General features: G+C 41.1%; 13 protein-coding genes and 1 pseudogene. 6 read left to right on the top strand and 8 right to left on the bottom strand.

Annotated elements, in window-relative coordinates; translation table 11 throughout:
• Positions 1-180: 180 nt before the first annotated feature.
• The 4 genes from ACQKMF_RS13970 to purT form a co-directional block, all read right to left on the bottom strand.
• Positions 181-333 carry a YpzG family protein gene (locus ACQKMF_RS13970; protein WP_072272311.1) on the bottom strand — a complete coding sequence of 51 codons (153 nt, stop codon included), beginning with the start codon at positions 331-333 and terminating at the stop codon, positions 181-183.
• 103 nt (positions 334-436) lie between these two features.
• Entirely contained in the window at positions 437-1,084 is a 648-nt protein-coding gene (locus tag ACQKMF_RS13965) for a DUF4352 domain-containing protein (protein WP_427573701.1), read from the bottom strand.
• Positions 1,085-1,106: 22 nt separating this feature from the next.
• On the bottom strand, positions 1,107-2,474 hold the full coding sequence (locus tag ACQKMF_RS13960; protein WP_402943900.1) for an alkaline phosphatase: 1,368 nt from the start codon (positions 2,472-2,474) through the stop codon (positions 1,107-1,109).
• Positions 2,475-3,227: 753 nt separating this feature from the next.
• The gene (gene purT / locus ACQKMF_RS13955) at positions 3,228-4,385 is read right to left on the bottom strand and encodes a phosphoribosylglycinamide formyltransferase 2 (protein WP_427573699.1); all 1,158 of its coding nucleotides are present in this window, start codon (positions 4,383-4,385) and stop codon (positions 3,228-3,230) included.
• Between the two features lie 269 nt (positions 4,386-4,654).
• On the opposite strand from purT, the gene ACQKMF_RS13950 reads away from it, so the two are divergent.
• Positions 4,655-4,981 (top strand): hypothetical protein, encoded by a 327-nt coding sequence (locus ACQKMF_RS13950; RefSeq protein ID WP_402943897.1) that lies wholly within the window; start codon positions 4,655-4,657, stop codon positions 4,979-4,981.
• 441 nt (positions 4,982-5,422) lie between these two features.
• Here the strand turns inward: ACQKMF_RS13950 and ACQKMF_RS13945 are convergent, their stop codons facing one another.
• From ACQKMF_RS13945 to katA, 3 genes are all read right to left on the bottom strand, one after another.
• Complete coding sequence (locus ACQKMF_RS13945) at positions 5,423-6,616, bottom strand: M14 family metallopeptidase (RefSeq protein ID WP_101223577.1); 1,194 nt, start codon at positions 6,614-6,616, stop codon at positions 5,423-5,425.
• A gap of 74 nt (positions 6,617-6,690) precedes the next feature.
• Complete coding sequence (locus ACQKMF_RS13940) at positions 6,691-8,223, bottom strand: glycosyltransferase (protein ID WP_427573696.1); 1,533 nt, start codon at positions 8,221-8,223, stop codon at positions 6,691-6,693.
• Between the two features lie 203 nt (positions 8,224-8,426).
• The gene (gene katA / locus ACQKMF_RS13935) at positions 8,427-9,881 is read right to left on the bottom strand and encodes a catalase KatA (RefSeq protein WP_402943889.1); all 1,455 of its coding nucleotides are present in this window, start codon (positions 9,879-9,881) and stop codon (positions 8,427-8,429) included.
• A 612-nt stretch (positions 9,882-10,493) separates the two neighbouring features.
• Between katA and ACQKMF_RS13930 the strand changes: the two genes are divergently transcribed.
• The 4 genes and pseudogenes from ACQKMF_RS13930 (at position 10,494) to ACQKMF_RS13915 (ending at position 14,223) form a co-directional block, all read left to right on the top strand.
• Positions 10,494-11,384: a TetR/AcrR family transcriptional regulator gene (locus ACQKMF_RS13930; RefSeq protein WP_101223580.1), complete on the top strand. Its 891-nt coding sequence runs from the start codon at positions 10,494-10,496 to the stop codon at positions 11,382-11,384.
• Positions 11,385-11,773: 389 nt separating this feature from the next.
• Positions 11,774-12,121, top strand: a complete 348-nt coding sequence (locus tag ACQKMF_RS13925) for a phage holin family protein (RefSeq protein ID WP_101223581.1) — start codon at positions 11,774-11,776, stop codon at positions 12,119-12,121.
• Positions 12,122-12,404: 283 nt separating this feature from the next.
• Positions 12,405-12,539 (top strand): annotated as a pseudogene (locus tag ACQKMF_RS13920) (endonuclease); the annotation flags it as partial.
• Between the two features lie 316 nt (positions 12,540-12,855).
• Positions 12,856-14,223, top strand: a complete 1,368-nt coding sequence (locus ACQKMF_RS13915) for an amino acid permease (protein ID WP_101223582.1) — start codon at positions 12,856-12,858, stop codon at positions 14,221-14,223.
• A gap of 44 nt (positions 14,224-14,267) precedes the next feature.
• Here ACQKMF_RS13915 and ACQKMF_RS13910 read toward each other — a convergent pair whose 3' ends face one another.
• Positions 14,268-15,134 (bottom strand): DUF4349 domain-containing protein, encoded by an 867-nt coding sequence (locus tag ACQKMF_RS13910; RefSeq protein ID WP_402943883.1) that lies wholly within the window; start codon positions 15,132-15,134, stop codon positions 14,268-14,270.
• Between the two features lie 144 nt (positions 15,135-15,278).
• Between ACQKMF_RS13910 and ACQKMF_RS13905 the strand changes: the two genes are divergently transcribed.
• A complete protein-coding gene (locus tag ACQKMF_RS13905; RefSeq protein ID WP_232782953.1) occupies positions 15,279-15,737 on the top strand; it encodes a TspO/MBR family protein in 459 nt (152 codons plus the stop codon).
• Positions 15,738-15,845 lie beyond the last annotated feature (108 nt).

Genomic DNA, 15,845 nt, shown 5'->3' with positions numbered 1-15,845 from the left:
AACTTTCAATCGGAATCGAAACTCCAGTTTCACGCCAAGCTCATCACTTCAATCTTAAAGGTAAATGGTATCATAATTATGAGTGAAAAGCCATGAATGCCTTGATCGGTTTAGATGATTTTGGATTAAATATAAAGAAGAAGACTCGCTGGGAGCCTCCTTCTTTGTCGGAAATATCCTTTACCACCTGTGAGCCTTTGCATTGCTTCTTAGTATAATGTTTGTTTGTGATTCTTGCGTGTGGCCATTAACTTGAGATTTTGAACGCTTAGGTCTTGTCCAATTATGGTGAAACTTTTGAGAATGTGGATCTAATTGATCTTTATAGCTCATTCTGTGTCACCTCATCATTAGGATTTGGATATTCCGTTCAGTGATAGTAATCCCCATCACTTGTTCTAGTATTTTATTTTTCCAAGCCATTTATACATATTCTTTAAAAAGCGAATTCAGCTGACTTGCCTTTTGCAAGGACTTCCCCTTCTTCATCCACCGCATCACTTGTCATGAGGGATATGCCCAATATGTCTCCATCATTTAGAATGAAACCAATGTTTCCGCTTTTTGAACCGTTTCCTTCTATTTCACCAGTAAGTTCTTCCAAGTATATCTCATCTTCCCATGTCAGATGTTCTTCCCTGTCCGTTTCAAGGAAAGCAACTGGGGAAAACTTAATTTTTTTATCCGAATTGTTTTTGATTTCCACGTTCACTTTTACGATATCGAAATCTTCATCATGCGTATACCCGTGGAAGAAATCAATCATGCTGTAATCCGGAGTGGCATGCATCACTTTCATTTCTTTAACTTTAACCTCGATCGGGCCAACATTGAGCGTTTCATTAACCTTTTTATAGGCCTTCAAAGTTAATTCGCCTTTGGCATCAGAAACATTCTGACCGATCTGGTTCAAGTTTATATCATCAGGAAGCTGTGGATTCGGAACATAGACATCCTTTTTTTCCAGTGGTCGTGCAATTTCCTCTGTTTTATCTTTAGCTGTAGTTTCTTCTTCGTAAGCTGGTTGTGTATTAAGAGCGCCAAATGCGGTTAATAACAGGGCACCAATCATCAGTCTGTTCATTGAATCCCTCCCTGAAGTGTAATTACTTCTTTAATAGATCAAAGATGATTTTGGCCTGATCCGTGTTATCGACCTGCCCGGCAAAACGTTCTTTATATGGGCCGTATGCGTAGACCGGAACATCTTCACCCGTATGTCCCCCAGTAGTCCAGGCAGTATTGGTCCGGTTATCGAATATAGCTTCGATGGCATTATCGACGTTCGTCACATTTTTTGTTTTTGCAGCTTCTGTTACCGTTTTGATTTCATCATCAGTTAGCTTCACTTCATTTTGGTTAATATATTGCTTTAACGTCTTTTCAACATCGGCTCCTTTGACAATGGCATCCGCCATGAAGTCAGGGGTGCGTTTGGCTGCCTTGATCGGTTCACCGTACCAGTTATATATTCCTTTGGCTCCGATCGAGAATCCTCCTGTAGAGTGATCCGCAGTAGCCACCACTAAGGTATGTTTGTCTTTCTTCGCAAATTCCATGGCTGCTTTGTATGCTTTTTCAAAGTCTTCCATTTCACTCATTGCACCTACGATATCATTATCATGTCCGGCCCAATCGACCTGGCTTCCCTCGACCATAAGGAAGAATCCATCTTTATCTTTATTCAAACGCTGGATCGCTGAACTTGTCATGTCTTCCAAAGAAGGTGTTTCACTTGGGCGGTCAATCATTTTCGGGAGTCCTTCAGAAGCGAATAAACCAAGAACCTGTTCATTTTTGTCCTTAAGCATTTGGTTTTTATCAGTCACATAACTGTAACCGTCTTTTTCGAAGGCTTTCGCCAAATTGACATCAGGCCGGACAAAATTGGACTTACCACCGCCCAATAGGACGTCAATTTTATGTTTGCCCCTGATTAAATCATTATAATAATCGTCTGCAATTGAATTCATGTTTTTCCGATTTTCATCATGGGCGCCAAAAGATGCAGGTGTAGCATGAGTGATTTCTGAAGTGGCAACCAATCCCGTCGCTTTTCCTTTTTCCTTTGCTGCTTCCAATACCGTTTTGACTTCGGATTTATCATTATCCACTGCAATGGCAGCGTTATAAGTCTTCACCCCTGCAGACATTGCCGTTGCGGCTGAAGCTGAATCCGTTATATTTTGTGCAGAGTCTTCTGGGTAAGTCATCTGCTGGCCAACCAAGTACTTATCAAACTCGGTCCGTTCCGCCGCCTTCGTACCCGGGTTATCTTTTAAATACCGGTAAGCGGAGGTATAGGAAACACCCATGCCGTCACCGATCAGGAAAATCACGTTCTTGATTTCCGGTTCTTTTTTTGGGTTACCCTTTGCCGAAACATGATCCGCAGCGGACCATGATAAACTTCCAAATGCTAATGCCGAAACGAGTGTAATCGGTAAAACCTTTTTACTCCATGTGCTATTCAAATGAATGACCTCCCGTTAATCTTTTCTATTTAATTTAACTATAGGTGAAGAAAATGAACTCAATGTCAAGGCTATGTAAAAAAGCAGCAGGATAATTGTTAAGACAAGGTAAAGACAGCAATGTCACGAAATTGTATGCACTTTTATGAAGTTGTTGGTTATTCAGGAAAATCATCAGTAGTGGGGGCATATTACAGGCTTTAGAGGAATGAAAAAGATTTGGTTAACACCAACGTGGGTAAATGATCTTGAACAGGGTTCTTTACAATCCACGTCTTCAAATCGGTGGTTAGGATTTTAAAAATGCTAAAGGGGAAAAGAAAATAAAGCATCCAATCAGGATGCTTCAGAGTCAGACTATAGACAAATTCGAAGAAAAGTTTAGGGACGGAAAGGAAGCAAATTTCTTAAATCACCTGGAACATTGATTGAAGCGTAGGGCACTCGCTTTCCCAGGACGGTCCGGGAGCCCCCTCGGCGCTCTTTGCGCCTGAGGGGGTCTCCCCTGGACTCGCTTTTCCCGCAGGAGCCTCGCACCTTCCATTCCAATCAACTGGAATCGTTTTTAAAGAAAAACTGTAGAATGGTCTCATCCCGAACTGTTTAAGACTAGTTTATACTTCATGGTTTTTTACTGTTTTACAAAACTTCTACTTAATTAAAGAAGACACCAAAGGTGCTTAAGGCGAGGAGGCTTGGTAGACAGTTCAACTTTAACGCGTTATAAAGAAAAAAACTGTAGGATTTTCACTATTATTTCTCTACAACTAAACATTCCAAAGCACGGGCCGCATTCACTCTTGCCACCTCGATTGAATCGGCAGATGACAAGGCGACTGCCACCCTTCTGCCTGCCTTTGTAACAGGTTTTCCGAAAAGGCGCACTTGTGTATTAGGTAAAGCCAAAGCCTTTTCAACACCAACTATAGAATATTCCGATAACTCTTCTTGAGCTTTTAATGGACGGCTGGCACCTGGGCTGATCAGCTTGATTTCCGGGATGGGGAATCCTAGAATCGCCCGAATATGAAGAGCAAACTCGGACAAATTCTGAGTCACTAATGTCACTAGCCCCGTATCATGCGGACGTGGGGAAACTTCACTGAAATAGACTTTATCCCCTGAGAGGAAAAGCTCAACCCCGAATAATCCGTACCCACCAAGTTCATCAGTAATGGCATGGGCAATTTTTTTCGCTTCCATTATTTGAGCTTCTGTCATATTATGCGGCTGCCAGGATTCAATATAATCCCCGCCCTGCTGAATATGGCCGATGGGAGCACAAAACATAGTACCATTTACAGCCCGAACAGTAAGCAGCGTGATTTCCGAATCAAAACGGATAAATTCTTCAATGATCACCCGGCCATTTTGAACCCGGCCGCCTTCCATCGCGATTTTCCAGCAATCTTCCAGGTCACCTTCCGTGCGGCACACACTTTGCCCTTTACCTGAAGAACTCATCAGCGGTTTAACGACATTGGGAAAGCCAACTTCCTTGGCAGCTTGGACAAATTCTTCATATGTATCGGCGAATTTGTACGCTGCTGTCGGAATCTCCAGAGTTTCAGAAGCCAATCTCCTGATTCCTTCACGATCCATAGTCAATTTAGCCGCTCTTGCCGTCGGAATGACATGAAAGCCTTCCTCTTCCAACTTTACTAATTCGGATGTAGCGATGGCCTCGATTTCCGGCACAATCAAATCAGGTTGTTCTTTTTCTACAACTTCCCTTAGTTGTTCCGCATCCAGCATATCGATCACATAACTGCGATGAGCGACTTGCATGGCAGGGGCATGTTCATAGCGGTCTACAGCAATGGTCTCCACACCAAGCCGCTGTGCTTCAAGTATGACTTCTTTCCCCAATTCACCTGAGCCCAATAATAAAATCTTTTTTGATTTATACATTCAGTCTCTCCTCCTTAATTCCTCAAAATCATTATATACGAACTATAAACGAATAAACATAAATATTTATTCGTATTTTCATTTGTATTACACCAAAAACATTAAAAAAATTATTTAATTTGAGTTTTTCCAAAAAACACACTTGACAAATAGGAATAATAAGCTTTATGCTGGATGAAAATATATAAGCTGACCAGTTCACTGGAGGCTCCCTATTCAACATGAATAGGGAGCCTTTTCGTTTTTATCAATAAGGGAGGAAATACACTATGCAAAAGGAATCGGTGAGGCCCATTTTCCCTATATGGAATGAGAAGAAAAATGGCCGCTTTGAGGATATGAAGTACATCAATCTGCCCGACAGATTATTTTTCGAATGGTGCCGGCAGCAATATGCCCTGAATAGAGGGGTTTACAATGCAATCGATAATTGGTTCTATCAATATGGCATTGACCATATACTTTACCGAAGGATCAACCTTTTAGCCTTTTTGGAATTTGCTGCTCCCCCGGCACAAGCAGCCGGAAAGACAAAGTTCATTAAATTTGGCAGTGGCGGACTAACTAAAAAGTTGCAGGAGTTCATTGCAGATTAACCTGAATCTTATAGGCCCCTTATCAGTAATACGCCCAATCTCCTCCTACTGGTAAGGGACAATTTATGCGTATGTCGAAATTTGCAATACGATTATTTTTGAAAATGTAAGCGCTTTCTATTATAATGAAATTAGGTTGGATGGCATGCGTGGCCGTCAAAGTATCTGGCGTAGGTGGGGCCAATACTAGCGCTAAGGAAGTTAATCTTCTTTACCGCAAAACTATTAGTATTCCTTTTGGTAGGGGCTGCAATATTACTGGGACATGGAGAATGTCCGTTAATTTTAGGCTAAAAAGCGAGTTAATCATGCAATCGATAAGTAAAGCATAACTTTACTTATTTTTTGCAGCAGCCCTCATCGTTTCAAGTCTAATGGTGTATAAGACTAAAAAGCTCTTCCCCATGGTAACGGAGTTGAGCTTTTTCATTTGGTCAAAATTCACATATATAACCCTGCCAAGAAAATCCCAAGCGACTTCTGATAAATCTCATCGAACTGTGATATAGGGAGGGGATTCGTTCCTTTGCCCAGCTCCACGGTAAACCCCGGCCTGCGCCAATCCTGAATGAACCAATCCTTATACCCTGCGTAACTATTGGCAGATTTGACAGGCTCATATCCACTGACCCTCGCAAACTCATTGACTATCGTTTCCGATTCGGGCGGTTCCAAACCTTCAAAACCCCAATAAATGACCTCTCCTTGGGTATGGAACGCAAGGACTTTGCCAAAGTCACGTTTTCTTGTCAACTCAGACATTGCAATGGCTTCCGGCTGTGTAAGCGGCCCTTCCCCGGGATAATTTGCCGGACCTGGCTCCGTTACATTATTGCGTTCTTTTTCCAGTTCCCATTTGGCGGGAAATTGATCATTCAGATCCACCCCGTTAATATTTGCCTTCCAGCCAGAGAAGTCTTCGCTTCCGTTATTCCATTCCAAGAGCCGTCGTCTTAATGACTCATCTGCAGGCGGGCCTTTAAGAACCAACTCCACTCCGTCCGGATTCACCATTGGGACGATCGACAGCATCGTCTGTTGATAAAAAGGAAACAGAGATAGACCGCGGATGTCAGCCTGATTCGTGATTGCGAGTAAATAATCATTTAAAAAGGTCATGATCACAGGCGTCGTTATCCACTCATTCGCATGAAAGGAACCATTGTAGTGAACTCGTTTGTTACCATTCCCAATCAGCACTTCGGGGATATCCCTTTCAAGCACCGAGTCCCCGATGGGGGAGGTTTTAATAAATGGATAGATAGTTTTCAAACGTCTTACATCCGTCATCATCGTCTCATAATCATATTCCCGATTTCCTTGAATAAGCCTCCACGTAATCCTTAATGGCACAGAAATTGTCTGACCGACTTGCAGGGCATTCGGGTTGAGATTGGGATTAGCCAAAAATAGGGCATCCAATGAAAGATTACGTGATCTTGCAATTGCCCATAACGAATCGCCTTGCTTAATACTATAGCCGGTCGTCGTAAAGCCAGGAATTTTGATTTGTTGGCCAATCATAAGTGCAAGTGGATCAATCCCACTATTGGAATCAATGATAAGTTGGTAATTCACCTTGAATAATTGGCTATAATACCACAAGGAATCATTCTGCCGCACAAAAACGTCCATACTGCACCTCCTCTTAAGCAAATGTATGCTAATTTGATTTAATTATTGCCAACGCACCCTCCCCCATAGAAAAGTCACTCCTCAAAACGAACCAAATTAGGGGCATCATCCAGAATGCTTAGATATTGCTCAGTATTTCCATACCTACCCTCAGGGTCCAATTCCTGATATCTTTTGAATTTCGCTATCCGATCTCCTTCTTTGACCCAGCCCAAATGCTTTAAGCGAATGTCGGATAACTTGTGAGGCAATTCAAAGACATTTTCTGCAAATCTCCCACAATGCTGCGGCCTATCGTTCCATTTGCATTCAAACCCCTCCCGATACCTGACAAGGAACGGCCGGTAATACCGGTGTGCGCACCAGCGATCATCCTCCCTGTAATGGGTTTCATTCCAAAAGTCATATAACCGGAAGCAATATACATCGACTTCTTGATCACTTATCAGCTGCTTGACTACCTCTTTGAATCTTTTTTCAAACATTTCATCAGCGTCAAGATTTAAAATCCACTCGGGATTCGACTTCACCGTCTCCGACCATTGCTGTTTACGAAGTTCTATTTCATTGGAGAACTTGGAGACATCATTCCTGATGATGCGTACTGGCATCCCCCTCAATACTTCTAAACAAACCTCTGCGGAATCGTCCGTGCTGCCATCATCAATAATCACGGCTTCATCAATATAATCACGAACTTCCTCTAAAACCTTCCTTAGATAACGGTCACTTTCATTTTTGATGACCATGCTCAGCGTTAATTTGGGACTGGATACCCCTGAAGCTTCCCTCTTATTATCCGTCCGATCAAGAAATTCCATCGCACCGTCCAAGTCCGAATCCCTGTATATATGATAAGCGGGCAAGTGGGTATCAACGTACATGGAAAATCCTAAAGCTGCGGCACGAATGCAAAAATGCCGGTCTTCACCCCAAAATGATAGATTCTCGATCATTTTAAAATTCACACCTGCTTTCAACGCTTTTTGGCTGATGAGTGTACAGGCACCCAATCCCCCAACTTTATGAACACCAGGTGTTCTCATCTGTCGGATGTACGACTGATAACGTGTGGTGATCTCCGAATCCGCCAACGGTTGACCGCGTGATATCTCCCATTGGGTGTATTCATCATATAACCATACTTGAGGCCGTTCTTCGGCATCAGGCTGCCATTTTGTCCAGAAAATATTAGAGATGATATCCTTTTTGGCAGAAATAAGCTGCTTGATGGTCAGAGGGTATAACAGGAGGTCCGAGTCGATAAGAAATAAATAATCATAGTCTTCCTTAATCGCGTGTTCAATCATCATATTTTTGAAATCAGCGACCTTCCATACCAGATTTTCATTCCAGTAATGGGTAATGCCATTACACACGTATACATCGCTTTGATTGGATGCCAGTATTTTGACATTGCTCCGCTCCTGACTGAAATCCTCGAGCATTTTGCTTGATCGCTCATCTTCATTGTCATCAATGAAGAAAATGCCAAGCTCCAGTCCCTCCACATCCAGCCTTTTAAGTGAGAGCAGGAACTTTTGTAAAATATCTGGTTTCTGGTAAATCGGACTGCCTACTAACACCCGATTTTTTTTACTAGCCATAAATTCCACCCTTTACCGATAATTTAAGTAACTCGCCCCCAATTAATCTGACAGCATGACTTTTTTCCAAACCATTTATAACTATATATTCTTACCGAACTTGTCGGGTGTCATTTATATAATGGAGCCATGCATAAACCAAAACAGGCATCCATTCATGAATGGATGCCTGTTTGCATTTACTAGATTGGTAGTCCCATATTTTACGCTTCTTGCGGTACAGATAAACCTAAACCTTCGGCAATGCGCGTTCCGTATTCCGGATCGGCTTTGTAAAAATGGCCGATTTGACGAAGCTTGATTTCTTCCAATTCCACAGGTTTCATTGCGCCCACGATCGTGTCAACAAGGCGGGTTTTCTCTTCGGCACTTAATAGACGGTATAAGTCACCTGCTTGGGTGTAGTGATCATCACTATTATGACCGACTTGTGCAGCTTGCCCAGTCACCTCGAAAGGAGTGACTTTATTTTCTCTTGATTCGGCAGGGCCTCCAAAACTATTCGGCTCATAATAAACAGATCCCTTGCCATTGTCATCAGCACGCATGAAGCCATCACGCTGATAGTTATTCGCTTCCACTTTCGGACGGTTAACCGGAAGTTGGTTGTGATTCGAGCCCACACGGTAACGGTGTGCATCTCCATATGCGAATAGGCGTCCTTGAAGCATCTTGTCTGGGGAAGCTTCAATTCCCGGTACGAATGTTCCTGGTGAGAACGTGGCTTGCTCCACTTCAGCAAAGTAGTTTTCAGGATTTCTGTTCAATACCATACGACCAAGCTCGATCAGCGGATAATCTTTTTGAGACCATACCTTCGTCACATCGAATGGATCGAAACGGTATGTATCCGCATCTTCCAAAGGCATGATCTGAACATACAATTTCCATGCAGGGAAGTCCCCTTTTTCAATGGCATTGAAAAGATCTTCCGTATGGTAATCAGGGTTTTCACCTGCTAGTTTTGCTGCTAGATCCACATCAAGGTTTTTGATGCCCTGTTCTGTTTTGAAGTGATATTTCACCCAAACGCCTTTTCCTTCAGCATTCACCCATTTAAATGTGTGGCTTCCGAAACCATGTGTATGACGGAGTGTAGCAGGAATGCCCCGATCAGACATCAGGATCGTCACTTGGTGCAGCGATTCCGGTGAATGTGACCAGAAATCCCAAACAGCCGTAGGGTTTTTCAAATGTGTTCTAGGATCTCTTTTTTGTGTATGGATGAAGTCGGGGAACTTAATCGCATCGCGAATAAAGAATACAGGCGTATTATTACCGACGATATCGTAGTTTCCTTCTTCCGTGTAGAATTTAACAGCAAATCCACGCGGATCACGGACTGTATCAGCAGAACCCAATTCACCTGCAACTGTGGAGAAACGGATAAAAAGATCTGTCTTCTTGCCCACACCATTGAAAAGTTTAGCTTTCGTGTACTGAGAAAGGTCGTTCGTTACTTCGAAAGTTCCGAATGCACCGGCACCCTTCGCATGAACTACACGTTCAGGCACACGTTCACGGTTGAAGTGGGCTAGTTTTTCCAATAAGTGTACATCTTGAATGAGCACCGGGCCGCGTTCGCCGGCAGTGATCGAGTTTTGATTATCTCCAACTGGTGCTCCCCAGCTTGTAGTAAGGTTTCTCTTATTTGTCATAATTGAACCACCTTTTCATTATTATTTATGTATATAATGATAAAGCTTCTCAGAAAAAAATCAATACTTATTTATAATAATTTTAATATAATAATCAATCCATTGTTTTTTTATTTATATTATGACTTCAACAATCTCCAGCATATGGAAATGTATAGTGATATAAACCGTTGAATGGTCAGCATATTGCCATAATCACATTCCTAATAATGGTATACGACCCTTATAACCAATATTCCTTCACACCGAGTGATTTTATCATTTCTCCTACCAATGGGTTAGTAATCGATAATGATGCCGAATATTCATAGATACTTTGCGCTACTTCACCCATCTCCTTCTATTTATCTTATAACAAACCTAAGTGTTCTCCTGTGACTTTGTTCACTTCATCTGCCTTTATTTACATGGTGAATATAAGGATGCATAGAAACCGAATTTTCATTGCTTTTGTGGACCTTTATTTCAGCTGACCTCTTCCAGTACATGGCCTTCCCCCTTATTTTGCTAGAGAAATTGTAAACATACTGGTTTGTGTTGGTTTGTGTTCGTATAGAAAATAAGATACTATTACGTTAAAATGACCGTCCAATAAGAGTAAGGGTGATATATATGAATGAGCGCAAGCAATTGGTAGTTAAATATGCACACCAATTATTTATTGAAAAGGGATATCAAGCAACATCCATTCAGGATATTTTAGATTATAGCGGCATTTCAAAAGGAACATTTTATAACTATTTTTCTTCTAAAAGCGAATTGCTTAAGGCAGTCTTCCTAACTTCGCAGGAAAAATTCGAAAAAGAGCGGAATGAATTGCTTATTGGGCAAAACCTTGCAGATATTGAGATATTCATCAAACAATCAGAATTACAAATGCACTCCAACAAAAACAATAAAATCTTTTTCTTATATGAAGAAGTAATGATTTCAAATGATACCGAACTTAAGAACTTCATCACACATGCTAAATTCCAGCATATCCATTGGCTATCAAAACGGTTTCTGGACATTTTCGGTGCTGATAAAAAACCCTATATTTTGGACTGTGCCATTCTTTACTCGGGAATGATGCATCAAACTATTCATTTTAATGCTTTGGCTAAAGAGCCAGATTTCAACCCTACTGAAATTATCCGTTATTGCGTCGATAGGATTAAATCGATTTTCGAAGATGTCAGCCAGTCAAATGCACAGCTTTTGGAACCCGATCTCATTAAGCAATGGCTGCCAGAGTGCTTCCATTCACAGCAGGATTTTCATACTGCACTCCTGCACTCTGCAAACGACCTAAAAAAGATGATTCTAAGGCTATGCCAAGATGATGAAGCAGAACGGGTTAAAAACCTAAAATTGATTCACTTTATCCAAGAGGAATTATTACAAAACGTTGAACCGCGAACCTTTCTAATTGAAAGTGCCCTGCTTTCCTTAAACACCAATCCAAAATTGAAAAACACATTGGAATTAAGTGAATTCGAAAAGATCATTGCCAACAATTAAATAGAAAAAGAAGACAAATGGGGTTCGGAATGGTCTTATCCCAAACCATGGTTTCACAACAAAACTAAGTTATACTAAATGGTTTTTTAGTTTTATAAAATCCTCAATGGATTGAAGAAAACTAGCTGAAACGTTCTTTTTGAGGGTTTGTAAAATAGGAACGTTAATTTCCTCTACGGCACTCGCTTTCCGCAGGAGTCTCGTACCTTCCGTTCCAATCAACTGGACTTTTAAACTGCTCTAAGACCCTTAAATGGACCTTTTTCCAATCTTGGGGAATACATATCGTAATCCTCTTTTTTTGTGACAATTCTGCAAACATATAACTGAAATTCATGAAATTTTAGTATAATGACTTGTAGTTAAGGTGACTTCAGGAGGAGTTTTTCATGAACATAATTATGCGTTTTCTTATCAACGGGCTGGTATTGCTCGTTATTGACTGGCTTCTCGACTCCATCACGATTAAATCTTACGGAACAGCCTTGCTGGCGGTTTTTATATTATCAATCATGAACTTGCTGGTTAGGCCCATTCTCCAGCTTATCACATTGCCGATCACCATCCTGACGTTCGGGTTGTTTTCTTTCATTATCAATGCCTTCACATTCCAAATCACTTCCTATGCCGTCAGTGGCTTTGTAATAAATTCTTTTTGGGGAGCTTTAATCGGATCATTGTTATTGAGTTTCATTCAAAGTCTTCTTATAAAACAGAGTAAAAAAAACCGTCAGTAGCATACTGACGGTTTCATACTTTAGACAAACTCGATGAAAAATCGAATTTGTCTAAAGTTTTTTTAGGATCTATATACTGAAACAGTAAGTCGAATGGTGACGGTTTTTCGTATCATTTTCATTTTCATAACAGCCTTCGATATTTCCCGGGCTATTCCCCTAAATTTCGCTAAGCATCACTAGCTGTTTTCTCTTTTTTGACAATACTTTCCCCATAACTATACAAATCAAATCGAGTGCTCTGGAAATCAGTATCAATCGATTCATGGAATGGAATGGCTTCTTACCGGAGTGGAATGTACAGGTTCCTGTAGATGCCTTCGAGCGTAACCGAAATGAGATCACTTATAATCAATATCAGCATAATCGCAACCCTTTCATTGATCATCCTGAATGGGCCTCCGCCATGTGGCAATGATGAAACGAACAAGCTGTTCCTTATTTTTGGGACAGCTTGTTCACTATTAAATGTCTAAATTTTTAGAAAAATCATATAATTTTATTTTGTTTGTATAGCATTATAATTAGTTTCGAAAGATTATTATACGATGAAAAATTATAGGATTACTTTTGTAGTAAGCGTTTTCATTTTTTGCTTTACATTATTCCTATTAAAATATATTATTTAGTTGTAATATTATGTGAAAAATCAATAAATAATATGTATTCTCCTCTACTAGTGATAAAATGCTAGATAGAGAAAATTAAACTCCAACATAGAAAAGGGGAAAATTATGCAAAACTCCAAAGAATCTCAACTACATAGAGGTTTGGAAGAAAGACATATCGCATTAATGTCTCTTGGCGCAGCCATTGGAGTCGGATTATTTCTCGGCTCGGCATCTGCGATTAAATTAGCTGGTCCAGCCATCATCATTTCTTATGCCATTGGCGGACTTATGATCTATCTTATCATGCGTGCACTAGGTGAAATGGCGATAAAAAATCCAGTCGCAGGCTCTTTCAGTCGCTACGCAAGCGAATTTGTCGGTCCTCTTGCCGGATATATAACCGGATGGAATTACTGGTTCGTTTGGATCGCCACTTGTATGGCTGAAATTACTGCAGTCGGAATCTATATGCAGTTTTGGTTCCCTGATACTCCGCAATGGGCTTGGGCGTTAGCCGCACTCGCCATCATGACAACGATTAACTTTCTTGCTGTAAAAGCTTACGGTGAATTGGAGTTTTGGTTCGCCCTTATTAAAATCGTAACGATCATCCTAATGATCGTCCTTGGCTTTGGAATGATCATCTTTGGACTGGGGAATGGCGGAATCGCAGTCGGATTCGGCAACCTTGTTGAAAACGGAGGATTTTTCCCGAATGGAATTTCTGGTGTCATCCTCTCGTTCCAAATGGTCATGTTCGCCTATTTGGGAATTGAAATGCTCGGTGTTACCGCAGGTGAAGTTAAAAACCCTGAAAAATCTTTAAAAAGAGCCATCGATACCGTTTTTTATCGGATTTTACTTTTTTACGTTTTAGCTCTGACAGTCATTTTATCAATCACTCCATGGGATGAAATGAATGGGGAAAACAGCCCATTCGTTATGATGTTTGATAAAATCGGTATTCCAGGCGCAGCAGGAATCATTCAGTTTGTCGTACTGACAGCAGCCCTTTCATCTTGTAACAGCGGGATCTTCAGTACAGGAAGAATGTTATTCAACCTAGCGCAGCAAGGTGAATCACCAAAAAGTTTCGAACGTACAACAAAGTCAGGCGTTCCTGGCGTTGCCATTATCGTTTCGGCTATCGTGCTTCTTTTCGGTGTTTACCTTAACTACATGGAAGCCGATAAAGTTTTCACTTACGTCACAAGTGTCGCTACATTCGGTGCACTCTGGACATGGGGAACCATACTTGTCACACAGATCATGTCTAGACGGAAAATGAGTCAGGGAGAAAAACAAGGCTTGTCTTACAAAATGCCTCTTTTCCCATTCACTTCTTACTTAACTTTAGCCTTTTTAGTATTCGTAATGGTAGTACTCGGTTTTTCAGCAGATACAAGAATCGCTTTAATCGTTGGTCCGATTTGGATCTTACTGTTGGTAGCCCTGTATTATGTGACCGGCTTGCATAAACGGAAAAGATAAATGTCAGAGGGTGCCAATCTAATTGGCACCCTCTCTTTCTGCCTTCACCTTTTACCCCTTCTTTTGATCACCCAATGGACCGCCGCACCAGCTCCGCCTAAAATAATGAGGATAGGCAAGTTTCCTATTATAAAAACAATGATTCCTGAACCCGCTTTAAGTAATAGATTCGCACTTGTTGCAAGTTGTTTCTTCGTTCTTTCCCATGTATTCAATTCCTTATTATCAATGCCCGGCACAACTATCCGGTCCTGTGATAACGTGATGGTAACCGTCGAATATGAGGTCTGGTTCTCAAGATACTTCATTTGCCCGGTCAGCTGCTCTATTTCTTCTTGCACCACGGCAAGATCGGATGATATTTTCAACAAATCTTCGGTCTTCTCAGCATCCTTCATGAATGCAAGCAACCTTTCCTCTACTGCTCTCTTTGACTTCAATCTTGCTTTTAAATCTACATATTGCTCCGTTACATCCTGTCCTGTCACATTCCTTCCGACCACTTCTGAAGCCTCACCCTCGCTATCGGCTAGAAAATCCTGAAAATGGGTTTCAGGGACCCGAACAGTGATCGTTCCTTCCACCAGTTCTTCATCTTCCCTGTATACATTGGACTCGACAACATATCCGCCATATTCAGCCACCTTATTCTCAATCTTCATTTGTGCCTTTTCGAGGTTCTTCACCTTCAACTCAAGCTGGGCTTGATGGATGACCTTTCTTTCATCCGTCACTCCTTCCTTTTCCGCCGCTTCTTCCTGTTGCACCATATTCCCGGAAATTGAAGCGTCCATTTTACTTTCCGCCTTTTCATCATGTGATTCAGATGCAGAATCATTTTTTTCATTACTGCTGCATCCAGCAAGTAAAAGGAACAAACTGAACATTAACATCACTATTTTACGGTTCATCGGTATTCCCCCTTTTTTTAATAGTACCGACGTAAAGTTTGGAAGAAAGTTACACTTCTTGATTAAAGGGGATGTTTTATTTTCAGAGTGAGAAGGTAAGGGTATAAGAACATACAAATAATGAAGAAAGAAGAGGATCGCTTTATGAACTACGGAAAATTAGCTAAAAGTGTATTGGTACCTGTGGTTGGAGGCTCACTTGTGGGGATATTCGCCACAAGGAATTCAAAAGAAATTTATGACAAACTCAAGAAACCTGCTTTTGCTCCTCCTTCCTGGACTTTCCCCGTTGCTTGGACCAGCCTTTATACAATCATGGGAATAGCGAAATATCGTATTGCATCCAAAGAAAAAGAATCGAAGTCCGCTGAACGCCTCTATGATACTCAACTAGGGTTGAATTTCTTATGGTCTTTTTTATTCTTCAAATGGGGCTTGCGCGGAACAGCTTTTATTGAAATGGCTGCACTGCTGACCTTGATTACATTAACGGCATTCGAGTTTTATAAAATAGACCGTACATCCGGTTTAGCGATGGTTCCCTATATTGCTTGGGTCACCTTTGCATTGGGATTGAACTTTTCCATCTTCAGGAATAATTAATCACAAAAAAGGAAGCGCCCCTTGTATTAAGGAGCGCTCTCTTTTAGGTTTCACGAGTAAATATTGAAAACGAACGAGTAAATCCTCAGTTTTCACGAGTAAACCTCT

The sequence above is a fragment of the Peribacillus sp. NPDC101480 genome, assembly GCF_050277335.1.
In the GTDB taxonomy this organism is placed as follows: domain Bacteria; phylum Bacillota; class Bacilli; order Bacillales; family DSM-1321; genus Peribacillus.
Note: the sequence above shows the minus strand (reverse complement) of the source record. Positions and strands in the feature narration are given on the sequence as shown.

Bases quoted from the DNA above. Each gene is read 5' to 3' on its own strand.
- katA (WP_402943889.1), bottom strand. From the start codon at position 9,881: ATGACAAATAAGAGAAACCTTACTACAAGCTGGGGAGCACCAGTTGGA.
- ACQKMF_RS13970 (WP_072272311.1), bottom strand. From the start codon at position 333: ATGAGCTATAAAGATCAATTAGATCCACATTCTCAAAAGTTTCACCAT.
- ACQKMF_RS13950 (WP_402943897.1), top strand. From the start codon at position 4,655: ATGCAAAAGGAATCGGTGAGGCCCATTTTCCCTATATGGAATGAGAAG.
- ACQKMF_RS13930 (WP_101223580.1), top strand. From the start codon at position 10,494: ATGAATGAGCGCAAGCAATTGGTAGTTAAATATGCACACCAATTATTT.
- ACQKMF_RS13915 (WP_101223582.1), top strand. From the start codon at position 12,856: ATGCAAAACTCCAAAGAATCTCAACTACATAGAGGTTTGGAAGAAAGA.
- ACQKMF_RS13910 (WP_402943883.1), bottom strand. From the start codon at position 15,134: ATGAACCGTAAAATAGTGATGTTAATGTTCAGTTTGTTCCTTTTACTT.
- purT (WP_427573699.1), bottom strand. From the start codon at position 4,385: ATGTATAAATCAAAAAAGATTTTATTATTGGGCTCAGGTGAATTGGGG.
- ACQKMF_RS13940 (WP_427573696.1), bottom strand. From the start codon at position 8,223: ATGGCTAGTAAAAAAAATCGGGTGTTAGTAGGCAGTCCGATTTACCAG.
- ACQKMF_RS13905 (WP_232782953.1), top strand. From the start codon at position 15,279: ATGAACTACGGAAAATTAGCTAAAAGTGTATTGGTACCTGTGGTTGGA.
- ACQKMF_RS13925 (WP_101223581.1), top strand. From the start codon at position 11,774: ATGAACATAATTATGCGTTTTCTTATCAACGGGCTGGTATTGCTCGTT.
- ACQKMF_RS13945 (WP_101223577.1), bottom strand. From the start codon at position 6,616: ATGGACGTTTTTGTGCGGCAGAATGATTCCTTGTGGTATTATAGCCAA.
- ACQKMF_RS13965 (WP_427573701.1), bottom strand. From the start codon at position 1,084: ATGAACAGACTGATGATTGGTGCCCTGTTATTAACCGCATTTGGCGCT.